Raw genomic sequence first — 17,145 nt, forward strand, 5'->3', positions numbered from 1 at the left:
AAAATACGAATTCACCAGAGAGGGGAAGTAAACATGGGATATTACGACGGACCAAATTTAAATGAAGAGCATAGTGAAACGAGAGAAGTGAGAAAATCAGGTAGTAAAAAAGGTTATTTTTTCACAGGTTTAGTCGGAGCTGTAGTTGGGGCTGTCACAATTAGTTTTGCGGCACCATATATGCCATGGGCTCAAAATAATGGAGCGGCTGTATCATCATTCAGTTCGGATTCAAAAGTTGAAGGTACTGTAATTCCTGTTGTCAATAAAGCAAAAAATGAAACTGATTTACCTGGTATGATTGAAGGCGCGAAAGATGTTGTTGTAGGTGTTATTAATATGCAACAAAGTGTTGATCCATTTGCAATGCAACCGACAGGCCAAGAGCAACAAGCTGGCTCAGGATCAGGTGTTATTTATAAAAAAGCAGGAAATAAAGCGTATATTGTAACGAACAATCATGTAGTAGATGGAGCAAATAAACTTGCTGTAAAATTAAGTGATGGTAAAAAGGTAGATGCAAAACTTGTAGGGAAAGACCCTTGGTTAGATTTAGCGGTTGTAGAAATTGATGGATCTAATGTAAATAAAGTTGCCACTTTAGGTGATTCAAGTAAACTTCGTGCGGGTGAAAAAGCGATTGCAATTGGTAACCCACTCGGTTTTGATGGAAGTGTAACGGAAGGTATTATTAGTAGCAAAGAACGTGAAATTCCAGTAGATATCGATGGCGATAAGCGTGCAGATTGGAATGCTCAAGTTATTCAAACAGATGCAGCAATTAACCCAGGTAATAGTGGTGGTGCGTTGTTTAACCAAAATGGTGAAATAATTGGGATTAATTCAAGTAAAATTGCACAACAAGAAGTTGAAGGAATTGGATTTGCTATTCCAATTAATATTGCAAAGCCAGTTATTGAATCACTTGAAAAAGACGGAGTGGTGAAACGTCCAGCTCTTGGAGTAGGTGTCGTTTCATTAGAAGATGTGCAAGCTTATGCAGTAAATCAATTGAAAGTACCGAAAGAAGTAACAAACGGCGTTGTATTAGGTAAAATTTACCCAATATCACCTGCAGAAAAAGCTGGTTTAGAGCAATATGATATTGTAGTATCATTAGATGATCAAAAAGTAGAAAATTCACTTCAATTCCGTAAATATTTATATGAAAAGAAAAAAGTAGGCGAGAAAGTAGAAGTTACATTCTATCGTAACGGTCAAAAAATGACGAAAACAGCTACTTTAGCAGATAATTCAGCTACAAAGAATCAATAATTGAAATAAAAGAAAGTCTCTTTCATATTGAAAGAGACTTTCTTTATCGGCTATACTAAAGGAATAGGAGGGATAAATTATGACAATTGAAAACCCAACTCGTACGGAAATTGGTGAAGTATTAAAGAAAAGCAAAACGATTGCAGTTGTTGGATTATCGGATAAGCCAGAACGTACATCGTATATGGTTTCAAAAGCAATGCAAGATGCTGGGTATCGCATTATTCCAGTAAACCCAACAGTAAATGAGGTGCTTGGAGAAAAAGCAGTTTCTTCACTAAAGGATATTAAGGAACATGTTGATATTGTAAATGTATTCCGCCGTTCAGAATTTTTAATGGATGTTGCGAAAGAGTTTGTAGAGATTGATGCAGATGTTTTTTGGGCACAATTAGGAGTACAAGATGAAGATACATATAAACTTTTGCAAGAAACAGGCTATACTGTAATAATGGATCGTTGCATTAAAGTAGAACATGCGATGACAAAATAGTATAGGTTTTAAAGAGAGAAAGATTGATTCAGCCCTCGTTATAAATAAGTAGGGCCGATGAACGAGGTGTTCATCATGAGATTTTTTAAAGGCTGTTTTTGGGGATTGTTACTTGTTATCCCATTTTGGATATTGATCATTTGGATCATGATAAAGGTTTGGAATGTATAATCTTGGCATACATATCCATTTCTCGTTGACAAACGATTATTTTTCTGAAATAGTAGCCTAGAGGAATCCTTGTGAAAAAACAAGGATTTTTCTATTGAAAATGGTATATAAAAGAGATAAGATAACTTGCCAAAACTATAGTCGAGGCGTTATTCTATAATAGAAACATATGTTCTGATTTGATTAGGAAAGGGGCAAGGAGTTTGGCAAAGCATCAGTTCCAATATAATGAAGATGCAATTCAAGTGCTAGAAGGACTTGAAGCCGTTCGAAAACGCCCGGGTATGTATATCGGGAGTACGGATAGCCGTGGATTGCATCATTTAGTATATGAAATAGTAGATAACTCCGTTGATGAAGCGTTAGCGGGATTTGGCGACGAAATTTCTGTCGTAATACATAAAGATAATAGTATTAGCGTTATTGATAAAGGGCGAGGAATGCCTACGGGAATGCATAAACTTGGGAAACCTACACCTGAAGTCATTTTAACTGTACTTCATGCCGGTGGTAAGTTTGGTCAAGGTGGCTATAAAACAAGTGGTGGTTTACACGGTGTTGGGGCATCAGTTGTAAATGCCTTGTCAGAATGGTTAGTAGTGACGATTAAACGTGACGGAAATATTTATGAACAACGCTTTGAAAATGGTGGTATTCCTGCAACGACACTGGAGAAGATCGGGAAGACGAAAGAGTCTGGTACGACAATACATTTTAAACCGGATACAACGATTTTCAGCACAACAAATTACAATTACGAAACATTATGTGAAAGATTACGTGAATCTGCATTCTTATTAAAAGGGATGAAAATCTCAATAAAAGATGAGCGAAATGATTTAGAAGATGTCTTTCATTATGAAACAGGAATTGAAGCTTTCGTTTCATACTTAAATGAAGAAAAAGATTCAATCCATCCGGTTGTATATTTTACTGGTGAACAAAATGGAATTGAGGCAGAGCTAGCATTTCAATTTAACGATGGCTACTCAGAAAATATTCTTTCGTTTGTAAATAATGTACGTACAAAAGATGGTGGAACACACGAAGCTGGGTTTAAGACAGCAATGACACGTGTGTTCAATGAGTATGCTCGTAAAGTATCGTTATTAAAAGAAAAAGATAAAAACTTAGAAGGTACAGATATTCGTGAAGGTGTAGCGGCTATCGTTTCTGTACGTGTACCAGAAGAAGTACTTCAGTTTGAAGGGCAAACGAAAGGGAAACTTGGTACAAGTGAAGCTCGTTCTTCAATTGATGCAATTGTATCTGAGCATTTAGCTTACTTTTTAGAAGAAAACCCGGATGTTGCTACACTTCTTGTGAGAAAGGCAGTTAAAGCAGCGCAGGCACGTGAGGCTGCTCGTAAAGCGAGAGAAGAAGCGCGTACTGGTAAAAAGAAAAAGAAATCAGAAGGTACATTAAGTGGTAAGTTAACACCAGCACAATCACGTAACCCGCAAAAAAATGAACTGTACCTAGTAGAGGGTGACTCTGCGGGTGGTTCCGCGAAACAAGGTCGAGACCGACGTTTCCAAGCGGTATTACCGTTACGTGGTAAAGTAATCAATACAGAAAAAGCAAAACTTGCTGATATCTTTAAAAATGAAGAAATTAATACAATCATTTACGCTATTGGCGGTGGTGTAGGGAATGAATTCGCTGTTGAAGATATTAACTACGATAAAATTGTAATTATGACCGATGCTGATACAGATGGTGCGCACATTCAAGTATTGTTACTAACGTTCTTCTACAGATATATGAAACCACTTATCGAAGCTGGCAAAGTATTTATTGCACTTCCTCCTTTATACAAAGTAAGTAAAGGAAAAGGTAAGAGTGAAGTGATTGAGTATGCATGGTCTGATGAAGAATTAGATGGTGTAACAAAAAAGGTCGGTAAAGGCTACATGCTGCAGCGCTATAAAGGACTTGGCGAAATGAATGCCGATCAATTATGGGAAACGACGATGAATCCTGAAACACGTACGTTGATTCGTGTGAAAATTGACGATGCATCAAGAGCGGAGCGCCGAGTTACGACATTGATGGGTGATAAAGTAGAACCTCGCCGTAAATGGATCGAACGAAATGTACAATTTGGTATGCAAGAAGAAGGAAACATTTTAGAAAATGAAATGATTATGGAGACGGAGGTGGAATAACATGCAGGCAGAGAAGTTTCATGACCTCCCGCTTGAAGACGTGTTAGGTGACCGCTTTGCACGTTATAGTAAATATATTATTCAAGATCGCGCGCTTCCAGATGCGCGTGACGGTTTAAAACCGGTACAAAGACGTATTTTATATTCTATGTATGTAGAAGGAAATGTACATGATAAAGCATTTCGTAAATCAGCTAAAACAGTTGGTAATGTTATTGGTAACTACCATCCACACGGTGATTCCTCTGTATATGAGGCGATGGTACGTTTAAGTCAAACTTGGAAAGTACGTAATGTTTTAGTTGAAATGCATGGTAATAATGGTAGTGTGGATGGCGATCCAGCAGCGGCAATGCGTTATACGGAAGCACGATTATCACCAATTGCATCTGAGTTATTACGTGATCTCGATAAAGAAACAGTAGAATTCGTGTCAAACTTCGATGATACGAGTGAAGAACCTGTTGTACTTCCAGCGATGTTCCCGAACTTATTAGTGAACGGATCTACAGGGATTTCAGCTGGTTATGCAACAGAAATTCCTCCGCATCACCTTGGAGAAGTAATTGATGCGACGATGATGCGTATTGATAAGCCGAATAGTACTGTTGATGATTTATTAACAGTTATGAAAGGACCAGATTTCCCAACAGGTGGTATTATTCAAGGGATTGATGGTATTAAAAAAGCGTATGAAACAGGAAAAGGTAAAATTATTATTCGCGGAAAAGCGGAAGTTGAAACGATCCGTGGTGGGAAGCAACAAATCGTTATTACAGAAATTCCGTATGAAGTAAATAAAGCGAACCTTGTTAAAAAAATGGATGAATTACGTCTAGATAAAAAACTAGATGGAATTGCTGAAGTACGTGATGAGACAGATCGTACAGGTCTTCGAATCGTTGTAGAGTTAAAAAAAGAAGTAAATGCTGAAGGTATTTTAAATTATTTATATAAGAACACAGATTTACAAATTCCATATAACTTTAATATGGTAGCGATAAATAATCGTCGTCCGACACTTATGACATTACCTAAGATTTTGGATGCGTATATTGGGCATCAAAAAGAAGTTGTTACGAGACGCTCACAATATGAATTAAGAAAAGCAGAAAACCGTCAACATATTGTAGAAGGTTTAAAGAAAGCATTATCGATTTTAGATGAAGTGATTGAAACAATCCGTGCTTCTAAAGATAAACGTAATGCAAAAGATAATTTAAGTACGAAATTTGGATTTACAGAAGCGCAATCAGAAGCAATTGTTTCGCTGCAACTATATCGTTTAACGAATACAGATATTACGGCGCTAGAACAAGAAGCAGACGAGCTTAATAAGAAGATTATAGAGTTACAGTCAATTTTACAAAGTGAAAAAAGACTTCTTCAAGTTATTAAAACAGATTTGAAGAGAGTCAAGAAAACATATAGTGATGATCGCCGTGCTATTATTGAAGAACAAATTGAGGAAATTAAAATCGATGTGGAAGTTATGATTCCGCAGGAAGATGTCATCGTTACTGTAACGAAAGAAGGATATGTGAAACGAACAGGTTGGCGTTCACATAATGCATCGAACGGAAAAGACTTCGGTATGAAAGAGGGTGACATCTTACTGGAGCGATTCGATACGAATACGACAGAGACAGTCCTCTTATTTACGAATAAAGGAAACTATATATATCTGCCAGTATATGAAATGCCAGAAATTCGTTGGAAAGATTTAGGTCAACACGTTGCGAATCTCGTTTCACTCGAGCGGGATGAAATGATTATTTGGGCGACCGTCGTACCGAATTTTGAAGAAGAAAAACGATTTATCGTATTTGTTACACGAAATGGTATGATTAAGAAAACAGAATTAAACCAATATAAAGTTCAGCGTTATTCAAGAGCGTTCGTCGCTGTGAATTTGAAAAAAGATGATTATGTTGTAGATATATTTGCAACAGATGGAACGAGTGATATTGTTCTTGCAACCTATGGTGCATATGCACTTATTTTCCATGAAGATGAAGTAAGTCCAGTCGGTGTAAGGGCTGCTGGTGTAAAAGCAATTAACTTAAAAGAAGATGATTATGTCGCTTCGGGTAAACCGTTAAATGGTGACAAAGATCAACTTATTCTTGTTACGCAGCGAGGTGCTGTAAAACGTCTAAAAGCATCAGAAATTGAGAAATCAACGAGAGCGAAGCGAGGTCTTGTTATTTTTAAAGAGTTAAAACGTAATCCATACCGTATTGTCGGTATTGAAATTGTTCGAGATGATGAACTAGTATATATGAAGACTGAGAAATATATTGTAGAAGAAATTGATCCGAAAGCGTATCGAAATAAAGACCGGTATAGTAACGGTAGTTTAGTACTAGATGTTAATGATACTGGTGAAGTTATTGAAACGTGGACAAAAAAACGACCGGAGTAAAAAAGCATCTTGCTATGAATAATGGCAAGATGCTTTTTTCTAGGCAAATTATTATGTAAATAATAATAATCTTGATATAATAACTGAATGAAATCGTTCTCATAAAGTGAAACTTTAATCAATCGGACTTTTACGAGCAGTTGATTCCTCAACTAATTTCTTTGCTTGCGCTGAATTTTGAGGTAGGAATCTTACTGTCCGTTAAAGCGGGACAGATGGAGGGGCAACATGGAAAAAATAGGTGTAGGCATTGTAGGATTTGGATTTTCTAGTACAACATTTCACATCCCATTATTACAAACGATAGAAGAATATGATATTCGTGCTATTTTATCTTCAAAAGAAGAACTAGTGAAGCAAGCATTACCAAATGCTGAAGTTGTTGGCACAATTGAGGAATTAGTAAATCGTGCTGATATTGACTTAGTGGTCATTACTTCACCGAATACAACTCATTTCCCATATGTAAAAGAAGCAATTTTACATGGTAAGCATGTAGTTGTGGAGAAGCCATTCGTTGTTTCAATTGAAGAAGGCGAAGAACTAATTTCACTAGCAAAACAGCATAATGTGGTGTTAAGCGTGTATCATAATCGCCGTTTTGATAATGATTTCTTAACGATAAAGAAATTGTTAGAAGAAAATAGAGTAGGGAATCTATACGCATATGAAGCGCATTTCGATCGTTTTCGCCCGAATGTACGTGATCGCTGGAGAGAAAAGAATTTACCAGGATCAGGTATACTGTATGATTTAGGATCGCATTTAATTGACCAAGCATTATCATTATTTGGGAAACCAGATGCGATAAGTGCAGATGTAATCAAACAACGACCAGGTGCAGAAATTGATGATTACTTCCATGTTATACTTCACTACGGTGTTAAACGTGTCACTTTACATAGCAGCAGTTACGTAAAGCAAGAAGGTCCACACTTTACATTGCATGGAGATAAAGGTTCTATCGTGAAATACGGTATGGATTCACAGGAAGAACAATTAAAAAATGGAATGAAGCCAGGCGATAACGGTTATGGAGTAGATGCTGAAGAGAAATTTGCTACTTTACATACGGAAGAAAAGCTAGAGCGTATTCCAACAGAAGTTGGCTGTTATGACATGTATTATAAAGGTGTAAGAGATAGTATAGTAAATGGTGAGAAACCACCTGTAACAGCACAAGAAGGCATAGAAGTTATTCGACTTATTCAATTAGCGATTGAAAGTAGTGAAACCGGTAGAGTCATCACTGTAAAGTAAAAAAGACACGAATTTCGTGTCTTTTTTATTAGGAATATGTGAATATGGATAATTATTTAGTTTAATCGTTTGTCATACATTAACTGGATTTGTATGCCGTATGGATCTTCAATAATCCCATATGCTTCACTAAAGATATTTTTTTCTAGTGGAGAGATTACCTTCACGTTCTTATCGGAAACTAAATTATTATAAAATCTTTGTATTTCTTCTAAATTAGCGCTTTGAATGCAAAGTGACATGTTATTTCCGACGTTATAACGTTCCTTAGGATTCATTGTATCTTCTGCTATCATTAGCTTTGTATTCCCAATTTGTAAAACAGAGTGAGCAATATGATCTTTATTTTCACTTGTAATTTTAAAAGAACTATCTCTTTTGGCCAGTTCTCCATATGTAACAATCATTAACTGCGTAGCTTCTAAATTACGTGTGTAAAAATTAATTGCCTCCTTTGCTTGCCCATTCATTGAAAGAAAAATAGCTATTTCTAATGTCATAAATATATAACTCCTTTATTAGTTAATAATTATAATATAGACTAAAAAGGTTTCAATACATGACACCTTTTTGGGAGGGAAATATGAAAAAAACGGAACGAATAAATGATATGCTTATTTTCTTAAATAATAAAAGATATTTTAATTTAAAAGATTTAATGGCTAGATATGATATTTCTAAAAGTACCGCGTTGCGAGATATTCAATCATTGGAAGAAATAGGTGTACCAATATATTCTGAACTGGGTAGAAATGGAAGTTATAAAATTATAGAAAATAGTGTGTTATCGCCAATTTATTTTAGTGTGGATGAAATGTATGCGTTATACTTTTCGATTCTTACGCTAAATGGATACAAGACAAAACCATTTAATGTAGAAAGTATTGCGCTTGAAAATAAATTTAAACATGTATTACCTGATAATGTGAGTAAAAATATTTCAATCATGGAACGAACGCTTTCTTTTGAAGTAACAAATCATAGTAATTTTAGTCCGTTCTTAAAAGAAATTTTACAGGGGATTTTTGCTGAGCGAGTTTATCATTTAACATATTTAAAAAAAGATGAGGAAAAAGTATTGGTCGCCCAATTTATTCGAATAGAATCTAAATTTGGCCAGTGGTATGCTAAAATCTTTAATTTTGAGACAAATAATGTTCAAATAATTAGATGTGATAAAATTCTTTCTATTGTGGAAACAAGTAATACGAATCCAAAAAACCTTGAAGAATTATTAAGTTATCTTGCTACTTTTCACAGAAAGCCGGATGCAATTGATTTTCGTGTCATTGTTAATCAAAAAGGAAAAGACATTTTCGATAAAGAGAGTTATCCTTCCATGAGGATACAAAAAGAAAATGAAAATTATAGTATAACAGGTTATTTTAACAAGCAAGAAGTTGAGTTTATTTCAAGTTACTTTCTGAATTTCGGTGAAACAATTATCTCAATTCAGCCAGTTATGCTAAAAGAGTTAATCTATAATAAGGTATTATCTATAAAGCAGCATTTAACTGCTTTAAGATAAAGTTAGTTTTAATCATTTTATTGACATGAAAAAGCCCTTGAGATTTAAATATCCAAAGGGCTTTTTTTGTGATGGTATTTGTTCTTTAGAAACATTATTTTTCTGGGACGGACAGCCCATAAAAGAACATCGTAACGATATCTTGTATATGTTTTTCGCGATCTCCTTCAAGAAACTGAGCCCCGAAATCATCACCTAGTTTAGTGAACATTTGAATGTATAGTAGCATCATTTCTTTAGTAAGATGAGGGTTAATTTCATTTTTTTGCTGTGCTTGTTCTAGTATTTCTAAATACCAAGGCAGGATTTTTTCGTTTTGATAACTATAAATAAACTCTCGGAGCTCTTCATCTCTTTGCATCATTTGTAGTAACATATCTGGCTGAAATAACCCACCAGTATTCATTTTTCTTACAATCATTTTTTGCATCATCTCATGAAAAGGTAATTTGTCCTCTGCAAGATCTTTATAAAATTGAAATTCAGATATGATAAATTCTTGTATAAGCTCTCTAAATAATGCATCTTTACTTCCGAAATGATTATAAATGGTAACTTGAGAAACATTTGCTTCTTTTGCAATATGTTCTATTTTCACTTCATTAAATCCACGTTCTGAAAATAATAAGAAGGCTGCCTCTTTAATGGCACGTTTTTTCTTTTCTTTCACTTTTTCAAAGCCGTTCAATGCAATCACCTCAATTAAAATATACAAGAAAAAATAATGGAAAACAATAATTTTGAAATATGGACATATAAATATTTCAAAAAGTTGTTGCGAATATGAAAGATGAGGAGTACAATAATTTTGAAATATCACATATTAAATATTTCAAAAAATGAGGTGGAATTATGATTTCAGTTCAAAATGTCACAAAACAGTTTTCAAATGGAAAAGGTTTGTTTCATATTACATTTGATGTAAAAGAAGGGGAAGTATTTGGTTACTTAGGACCAAATGGTGCTGGGAAATCCACAACAATTCGTAATTTAATGGGATTTATAAAACCGACAGCTGGTAAAGCGACAATTTTTGGATTAGATTGTTGGAATGAAGCGGCGAAAATCCAAAGGAAAGTTGGTTATCTGCCAGGTGAAATTTCTTTTATTGAAGGAATGAACGGATTAGATTTTTTAAAGTTAATGCAAGGAATGCGCGGGTTAAAGGATACGAAAAGACGAGATGAATTAATAGAACGTCTACAATTTGATGTGAAAACACCGATTCGAAAAATGTCTAAAGGAATGAAGCAAAAAGTAGGAATTGTTGCTGCTTTTATGCATGATCCGGAAGTGTTAATTTTAGATGAACCAACATCAGGACTCGATCCACTTATGCAGCAAGTGTTTATCGATTTAATATTAGAAGAAAAGCAAAGAGGGAAAACAATCCTTATGTCATCGCACATTTTTACTGAGATTGAGAGAACTTGTGATAGAGTGGCTATAATTAAAGATGGTCGCCTTGTAGCGATTGAAAATATTCATGATTTACAAAGCTTGAGACGACAGGTAATAGATGTAACCGTATCATCGCAAGAAGAGATTGAATCTCTGGCGCAATGTGATTTGCAATTTGAAGCGGTGAAAGGTAGAGAAGCATCGATTATTGTGCAAGGAAACTATCAAACTGTTTTACAAACACTTTCAAACTATAATGTAACGGCGCTTCAAACGAGGGCAATGGATTTAGAACATTTATTTATGCATTATTACGATAAGAAAGAAGGGGTAAAGCATGAATAAGCAATTGTTTTTAGCTAATTTGAAAGAAACACAAAAAAGTATTTTGAGTTATGCAACTGGTGCAGCTCTATATTTATGGTTATTAATTTGGATCTTCCCTTCAATGGTATCAGCGAAAGGGTTAAATAAATTAATAAGTGCTATGCCTGATAGTGTGAAAAAAATTGTTGGAATGGAAAGTCCGATTCAAAACGTAATGGATTTTTTAGCTGGCGAATATTATAGTCTATTGTTTATTATCATATTAACAATTTATTGTGTAACAGTTGCAACGCATTTAATTGCTCGTCATGTAGATAAAGGAGCGATGGCATACTTGCTAGCAACACCTGTATCTAGAGTGCAAATTGCAATCACGCAAGCGGTTATTCTCGTATTAGGGCTACTAATCATAGTAACTGTTACGTATGTAGCGGGTATAGTAGGTGCAGAGTGGTTTCTACAAGATAATAACTTAAATAAAGAATTATTCCTGAAGATAAATATAGTGGGTGGGTTAATATTTTTAGTCGTTAGTGCGTATTCATTTTTCTTTTCTTGTATATGTAATGACGAAAGAAAGGCACTTAGCTACTCAGCAAGTTTAACTATTTTATTTTTCGTAACGGACATGGTAGGTAAATTAAGCGATAAGTTAGAGTGGATGAGAAATATATCATTATTTACGCTATTTCGTCCGAAAGGAATTGCTGAGGGAACGTATAATATATGGCCAGTGAGTATAGGTTTAATTGCTGGAGCACTTTGTATTTTCATAGTAGCAATTGTAGTGTTTAGAAAGAGGGATTTACCGTTGTAAAGTAGAAAGTCCACTGAGAAAGTGGGCTTTTTTTGATGAGGAGGAAACGAATGAATCATTTGTTCCGGGTTAAGCTATATGTAAATGATATTGAGAAGTCATTATTGTTTTATGAAGAAGTAATTGGTTTACAGTTGTATAAAAGAAGTATGCATGCAGCACGCTTTAATCACGATCAGTTTTCTCTGTTACTAGCTACTGATTGAACATTGAGTGAAAATCACTATTTTTACAATCGAAAAGACATGAAGGGGAATGGCTTTGAACTAATTATTGTTGTCAATCGGATTGAAGAAGTATATGAACGTTGTAAAGAGAAGCGATGCACAATACAAGAAGAAATTCAAACTTATCCGTGGGAGATGCGGGGATTTAAAGTTGTCGATCCAGATGGATATTTCCTTAGAATTACATCTGAGTAAAGGTAAACATGAAGAATGTTTACTTTTTTTATGGAAATATTCAAAAAATGAACCTTTTTCTAGGCTCATCCGTCTAATACATGTAAAGTTAAATTTGAAGTGAGGATGAAACAGGAGGAGCAATTGTGAAAGTAATCCCTTTATATAAAATGATTGTAAAAGAAGAAACCGATGTTTCCTTAGCGAAAAAAGGTGATCATGAAGCGTTTATGGCGCTTATACATACAGAAAAAGTGAAGATGTATCGTATTGCAAAGGCTATGTTACGCGATGAGACAAATATAGAGGATGCGATACAGGCAACAATTTTAAAAGCCTATGAAAATATAAAAAAATTAAAGAAAGAAGAGTTTTTTCAAACTTGGTTAATTCGAATTTTGATAAATGAGTGTAACAACATTATTAGATCATACAAAAAGATAATGGTAATAGAAGAAAATGATTACAATATGAGTGCTTATGATCAGTATGAAGATATAGATTTGTGTAATGCGATTCAATCATTACATGAAGAGTTAAGAGCTGTTACGGTGCTTTTTTATTATGAAGATATGAATCAAGAAAGTATAGCGAAGCTTTTAGAAGTGCCAAAAGGAACAGTGAAATCGAGATTGTCACGCGCGAGGGAACAATTGCAAAAGCGATTAAAGATGGAATAGGAGGTGTATAGGATGGATAACGAAAAATTATTTGATGAGAAAATAAAAAAGAGAATAAAAGAAGAGAATGTTATAGTACCACCAGAGTTAAATGAAAAGATTAATCGTACACTACATAATCTTCCGGTAAAAAAGAAAGGTTACAAAGTTTATATGATGGCTATAAGTGCTGCAGTTCTAACACTGTCCATTGTGTCTATGTCGGAGTTTTCTGATCAAATTTTTGCTCAAAATGGTGGGGTATTTGAATATGTAAAGAAAAAGGCGTTTTCTGATTATGAAAATGAAGAAGAAATAAAATCGAACGTAAACTATCCAGATAAAGAAAAGATTCATGAAAAGATGCTGGATTCCATTGATCATTTTAAAAATATTTCAGGACAATTTGAGGAATATTCTAGTTCGTCAAGAATTGCTACAACATACAAATATGCGATTGATACGGAGCAACAAAGAGGTATCTCTTCGAAAGAAGATAAGCTAACGAAAAAACGAACAATTATATATAACGAGGGCAAGAAAAAAGAATTTGATGATGAGAAGTATACATATAGAGAGACAAAATGGAGCCCGAAGGAAAGAAACTATGAACTATTAAAATTAAATCCTACGGAAAGATTATTGAGAAAATCAGGTGAAAAGAAACGATATGATGACGAATATGTGGGATTTGCGAAGTATAGTATGCAATCAGAATTTGCTGAGCTATTAATTCGATATAAAGATTGGAATTATAAAGAAACGAAGTATCTTGGACTTGATTGCTACAAAATAGAAGGGACAATAAACATAGAAATGCCTGTAAGTACATCTGAAGATTTAAGAGGGAAATTTGAAATGGTTGTAGAGAAAAATACGGGGATTATGCTAAAGTTCCTTAGTTTCCACGAAGGTATGATTCAATATTCGATTACAACTGAATGGATACAAATAAACAAAGGGTTGAAAGAGAATGTATTTCAAAAGGATAGTACTAATTATGAAAAATTGAAAAATATATTAGATGAATAGAAAACGGAGGGAACGATATGGAGAATACCTCTTCTTCAAGAGAAAAGAAAAATAAAAGAAAATATAAAAAGACAACGATAATAAGTGTCTTGTTAGTAGTATTACTATTTGGCGGAGTTGGATATGGTACTTATGTATATATGAAAACTTCTAATCTCGTACAAAAGTCTAGTTTAAATTTAGCGCGTGGTGAAAAATCACATTTACGTGAGGAAACTGTAAAGCCAATTGCAAACAATGTTTCACTTTTAATTATGGGAATTGATGAAAATCAAGAACGACAAAAGGAGTATAATGGTGCTTTCCATACAGATGCACTACTGTTAGCTACTTTTAATAAAGATGATAAGACAGTGAAATTAACGAGTATACCACGTGATACATACACATATGTTCCAGTTGAAAAGAAAAAAGATAAAATAACGCATGCATATGGAAGTGGTTTCGTTAAAAATGGTAAAGATGGAGGGCCACAAGCTTCAATGGAAGCGGTAGAAAAATTGTTACAAGTGCCTGTTGATTATTTTGTGAAGTTTAATTTTAATGCATTCACGAAAATTGTTGATGGATTAGATGGGATTGAAGTAGATGTCCCGGTTGAATTTACGGAGCAAAATAGTAAAGATGAACCTGACGCAATTCATTTGAAAAAGGGACTACAAAAATTAACAGGGGAAGAAGCACTTGCACTGGCAAGAACGCGTCATATTGATAGTGATGCAATGAGAGGTCAGCGCCAACAGCTTGTTATTGAAGCGATGTTAAGTAAATTAAAAAGTGTAGGCTCGATTACGAAGCTAGAAAAAATAGTTGAGGCGGTTGACGGCGATTTTAAAACAAACTTAGTAATGGATGATATTTTATCTTTTTATAAATACGGTTTAAACGGTTCAGTTGAAAAAATACAATTAGCTGGTGATGATTTATATTTACCTAACGGTCCAAATGGGCAACGTGTATATTATTATAACCCTAATAAAAAAGATCTACAGAGTTTGAGTAATACGCTTAGAACACATCTAGGATTAAGTGAAAAGCAGATTGAGGAGAATTAAAGCAGGCATAATGTCTGCTTTTTTATTTTTGTAGAAAAGAGGTTTGTTACGATATACATTATTTATTAACAATAATTTACAAGTGTTTTATAGTGTAGGGAGATAAAGACTATTAAATCAATACATAGAATTCAATGAGATATAGTGTTTCGAAAGAGTATGGAATTTTTATGAATATTACTGTAAAAAAATAATTTTTTAAAAATTTTCAATAATAATACTTTACAAAACTCGAAAAATTAGTAGAATAATAGTTAATAAGAATCTTCTGATAAATATATAAAGAAAAACAGAATTATCAGAAAATTCTTAAATGAGAGCGTTAAGAATTAGGGAGGGTACAGAAAGTGAAAAAGAAAAAAATGAAAAAACTAACAGCGGTTGTAGCACCAGTTTTAGCAATGAGTATGGCATTAACAGCATGTTCTACATCAGGCGGAGATAAGAAGACAAACACAAATTCTAGCTCTGGCGGAGATAGCAAATCAGAAGAAAAATTAGCAGCGAAACAAGTGTTCAATAAAACAGAAAATCAGGAAATTCCAACAATGGATACGTCGAAGAGTACAGATACTTTGGGCTCTCAAATTTTAGGAAACACAATGGAAGGCTTATACCGTTTAGATAAAGAGAATAAACCAATCCCAGCTGCTGCAGAATCAAGCACGAAGAGTGAGGATGGTAAAAAATATACATTTAAATTACGTAAAGATGCAAAATGGTCAAATGGTGATCCTGTAACAGCGAAAGATTTCGTATTTGCATGGCAACGTTTATTAGATCCAAAAACAGCTGCTGAGTATGCATTCATTGCATTCCCAATTAAAAATGCAGAAGCGGTTAATAAAGGTGAAAAACCTGTAACAGAACTAGGAGTTAAAGCAGTAGATGACCTTACTTTAGAAGTTGAATTAGAACAAGCAGTACCATACTTCTTAAACTTAGTAGCATTCCCATCGTACTATCCATTAAATGAGAAATTTGTAAAAGAAAAAGGGGATAAATACGGTTTAGAATCTGATACAACAGTATATAACGGACCGTTCGTTCTTACTGATTGGAAGCATGAGCAAGGTTGGAAACTGAAGAAGAATGATCAATATTGGGATAAAAAGACTGTAAAATTAGATGAAATTAACTATAGTGTTGTAAAAGAGCCAGCAACTAATGTGAATTTATATGATAGTGGTCAAATTGATTTCTCCTTATTAACAGGTGAATTTGTTGACAAATTTAGAAATAATAAAGAGGAGTATGGGGTGTATAACGAACCAAGTACGTTCTTTATACGTTTAAACCAAAAACGTGGTGGACAAGATACACCATTAAAGAGTAAAAAATTACGTGAAGCAATTGCGCTATCAATTGATAAAAAGAATTTAACAAATGTTATTTTAAATGATGGGTCAAAACCTGCAGATTATTTAGTGCCGAAAGGCTTAGCAGCTGGACCTGATGGGAAAGACTTCCAAGAAACGTTTAAAAACGGTATTAAACCAGATGCGAAAAAAGCAGCTGCTGCATGGGAAGAAGCGAAAAAAGAACTTGGAAAAGATCAAGTTACAATTGAGTTTTTAAACTATGATACTGGTAATGCGAAAAAAGTTGGGGAATATGTAAAAGATCAAATTGAGAAAAACTTAAAAGGTGTAACAGTAAATATTAAACTGCAGCCGTTTAAACAAAAACTTAAATTAGAATCAGAGCAAGATTATGATATTTCATATGGTGGATGGAGCCCAGATTATGCGGATCCAATGACATATTTAGATATGTTTGAAAGTAAGCACTCTCATAACCAAATGAGTTTCTCTGATCAGAAATATGATGAAATAATTAAAAAAGCTGGTGGGGAATTAATGAGTGATGCGAAGAAACGCTGGGAGGAACTAGGAAAAGCAGAGAAACTACTTCTTCAAGAAGATGTAGCTCTTGTACCTTTATATCAAAGTGCTAGATCTTATGTTATGAAACCGCATGTAAAAGGTGTTGTTAAGCATAATATTAGCCCAGAATACAGCTATAAGTGGGCATATGTTACTGGAAAATAATAGAGTTGAAAAAGTACTTCAAAGCAGTCTACATGCCTTGAAGTACTTTTTTTATTGTACAATTGAACGTGAAAATGAAAGA

The 17,145-nt window shown here is 34.2% G+C and carries 14 protein-coding genes and 1 pseudogene; 13 read left to right on the top strand and 2 right to left on the bottom strand.

Features of this window, described 5'->3' with window-relative positions; genetic code table 11:
- Positions 1-33 precede the first annotated feature (33 nt).
- The 5 genes from QCI46_RS09645 to QCI46_RS09665 all read left to right on the top strand — a co-directional run bounded on the left by QCI46_RS09645 (position 34) and on the right by QCI46_RS09665 (position 7,792).
- The gene (locus tag QCI46_RS09645) at positions 34-1,275 is read left to right on the top strand and encodes a S1C family serine protease (protein ID WP_353840054.1); all 1,242 of its coding nucleotides are present in this window, start codon (positions 34-36) and stop codon (positions 1,273-1,275) included.
- A gap of 79 nt (positions 1,276-1,354) precedes the next feature.
- On the top strand, positions 1,355-1,768 hold the full coding sequence (locus tag QCI46_RS09650) for a CoA-binding protein (protein ID WP_000151395.1): 414 nt from the start codon (positions 1,355-1,357) through the stop codon (positions 1,766-1,768).
- 374 nt (positions 1,769-2,142) lie between these two features.
- Positions 2,143-4,107 carry a DNA topoisomerase IV subunit B gene (parE, locus tag QCI46_RS09655; protein ID WP_001062189.1) on the top strand — a complete coding sequence of 655 codons (1,965 nt, stop codon included), beginning with the start codon at positions 2,143-2,145 and terminating at the stop codon, positions 4,105-4,107.
- Position 4,108: 1 nt separating this feature from the next.
- The gene (gene parC, locus QCI46_RS09660; RefSeq protein ID WP_353840055.1) at positions 4,109-6,532 is read left to right on the top strand and encodes a DNA topoisomerase IV subunit A; all 2,424 of its coding nucleotides are present in this window, start codon (positions 4,109-4,111) and stop codon (positions 6,530-6,532) included.
- Positions 6,533-6,760: 228 nt separating this feature from the next.
- Complete coding sequence (locus tag QCI46_RS09665) at positions 6,761-7,792, top strand: oxidoreductase (protein WP_353840056.1); 1,032 nt, start codon at positions 6,761-6,763, stop codon at positions 7,790-7,792.
- 56 nt (positions 7,793-7,848) lie between these two features.
- On the opposite strand, the gene QCI46_RS09670 is transcribed toward QCI46_RS09665, so the two are convergent.
- The gene (locus QCI46_RS09670) at positions 7,849-8,292 is read right to left on the bottom strand and encodes a VOC family protein (RefSeq protein ID WP_353840057.1); all 444 of its coding nucleotides are present in this window, start codon (positions 8,290-8,292) and stop codon (positions 7,849-7,851) included.
- 59 nt (positions 8,293-8,351) lie between these two features.
- Here QCI46_RS09670 and QCI46_RS09675 point away from each other — a divergent pair, with 59 nt between their 5' ends.
- Positions 8,352-9,320, top strand: a complete 969-nt coding sequence (locus QCI46_RS09675; protein WP_353840058.1) for a helix-turn-helix transcriptional regulator — start codon at positions 8,352-8,354, stop codon at positions 9,318-9,320.
- 94 nt (positions 9,321-9,414) lie between these two features.
- Here the strand turns inward: QCI46_RS09675 and QCI46_RS09680 are convergent, their stop codons facing one another.
- Entirely contained in the window at positions 9,415-10,035 is a 621-nt protein-coding gene (locus QCI46_RS09680) for a TetR/AcrR family transcriptional regulator (protein WP_353840059.1), read from the bottom strand.
- A 137-nt stretch (positions 10,036-10,172) separates the two neighbouring features.
- Here QCI46_RS09680 and QCI46_RS09685 point away from each other — a divergent pair, with 137 nt between their 5' ends.
- From QCI46_RS09685 to QCI46_RS09715, 7 genes and pseudogenes are all read left to right on the top strand, one after another.
- Positions 10,173-11,066 (top strand): ABC transporter ATP-binding protein, encoded by an 894-nt coding sequence (locus tag QCI46_RS09685; protein WP_353840060.1) that lies wholly within the window; start codon positions 10,173-10,175, stop codon positions 11,064-11,066.
- Positions 11,059-11,865: an ABC transporter permease subunit gene (locus tag QCI46_RS09690; RefSeq protein ID WP_353840061.1), complete on the top strand. Its 807-nt coding sequence runs from the start codon at positions 11,059-11,061 to the stop codon at positions 11,863-11,865. The genes QCI46_RS09685 and QCI46_RS09690 overlap by 8 nt, the downstream gene beginning before the upstream one ends.
- Before the next feature lie 50 nt (positions 11,866-11,915).
- Positions 11,916-12,287: pseudogene (locus QCI46_RS09695) on the top strand (VOC family protein).
- Positions 12,288-12,412: 125 nt separating this feature from the next.
- Positions 12,413-12,946, top strand: coding sequence for a sigma-70 family RNA polymerase sigma factor (locus QCI46_RS09700; RefSeq protein WP_098048241.1), 534 nt, complete (start codon positions 12,413-12,415; stop codon positions 12,944-12,946).
- Positions 12,947-12,958: 12 nt separating this feature from the next.
- Entirely contained in the window at positions 12,959-13,957 is a 999-nt protein-coding gene (locus tag QCI46_RS09705; RefSeq protein WP_060487378.1) for a hypothetical protein, read from the top strand.
- Between the two features lie 17 nt (positions 13,958-13,974).
- Positions 13,975-15,012: an LCP family protein gene (locus tag QCI46_RS09710; RefSeq protein WP_353840062.1), complete on the top strand. Its 1,038-nt coding sequence runs from the start codon at positions 13,975-13,977 to the stop codon at positions 15,010-15,012.
- Between the two features lie 347 nt (positions 15,013-15,359).
- Positions 15,360-17,063, top strand: a complete 1,704-nt coding sequence (locus QCI46_RS09715) for a peptide ABC transporter substrate-binding protein (RefSeq protein ID WP_353840063.1) — start codon at positions 15,360-15,362, stop codon at positions 17,061-17,063.
- Positions 17,064-17,145 lie beyond the last annotated feature (82 nt).

Source organism: Bacillus cereus group sp. RP32 (assembly GCF_040459735.1).
GTDB lineage: Bacteria > Bacillota > Bacilli > Bacillales > Bacillaceae_G > Bacillus_A > Bacillus_A wiedmannii.

Excerpts from the sequence above, each read along its gene's own strand:
- QCI46_RS09690 (WP_353840061.1), top strand. The coding sequence starts at position 11,059 with ATGAATAAGCAATTGTTTTTAGCTAATTTGAAAGAAACACAAAAAAGT.
- QCI46_RS09685 (WP_353840060.1), top strand. The coding sequence starts at position 10,173 with ATGATTTCAGTTCAAAATGTCACAAAACAGTTTTCAAATGGAAAAGGT.
- QCI46_RS09645 (WP_353840054.1), top strand. The coding sequence starts at position 34 with ATGGGATATTACGACGGACCAAATTTAAATGAAGAGCATAGTGAAACG.
- QCI46_RS09705 (WP_060487378.1), top strand. The coding sequence starts at position 12,959 with ATGGATAACGAAAAATTATTTGATGAGAAAATAAAAAAGAGAATAAAA.
- QCI46_RS09650 (WP_000151395.1), top strand. The coding sequence starts at position 1,355 with ATGACAATTGAAAACCCAACTCGTACGGAAATTGGTGAAGTATTAAAG.
- QCI46_RS09710 (WP_353840062.1), top strand. The coding sequence starts at position 13,975 with ATGGAGAATACCTCTTCTTCAAGAGAAAAGAAAAATAAAAGAAAATAT.
- QCI46_RS09665 (WP_353840056.1), top strand. The coding sequence starts at position 6,761 with ATGGAAAAAATAGGTGTAGGCATTGTAGGATTTGGATTTTCTAGTACA.
- QCI46_RS09670 (WP_353840057.1), bottom strand. The coding sequence starts at position 8,292 with ATGACATTAGAAATAGCTATTTTTCTTTCAATGAATGGGCAAGCAAAG.
- parC (WP_353840055.1), top strand. The coding sequence starts at position 4,109 with ATGCAGGCAGAGAAGTTTCATGACCTCCCGCTTGAAGACGTGTTAGGT.
- QCI46_RS09675 (WP_353840058.1), top strand. The coding sequence starts at position 8,352 with ATGACACCTTTTTGGGAGGGAAATATGAAAAAAACGGAACGAATAAAT.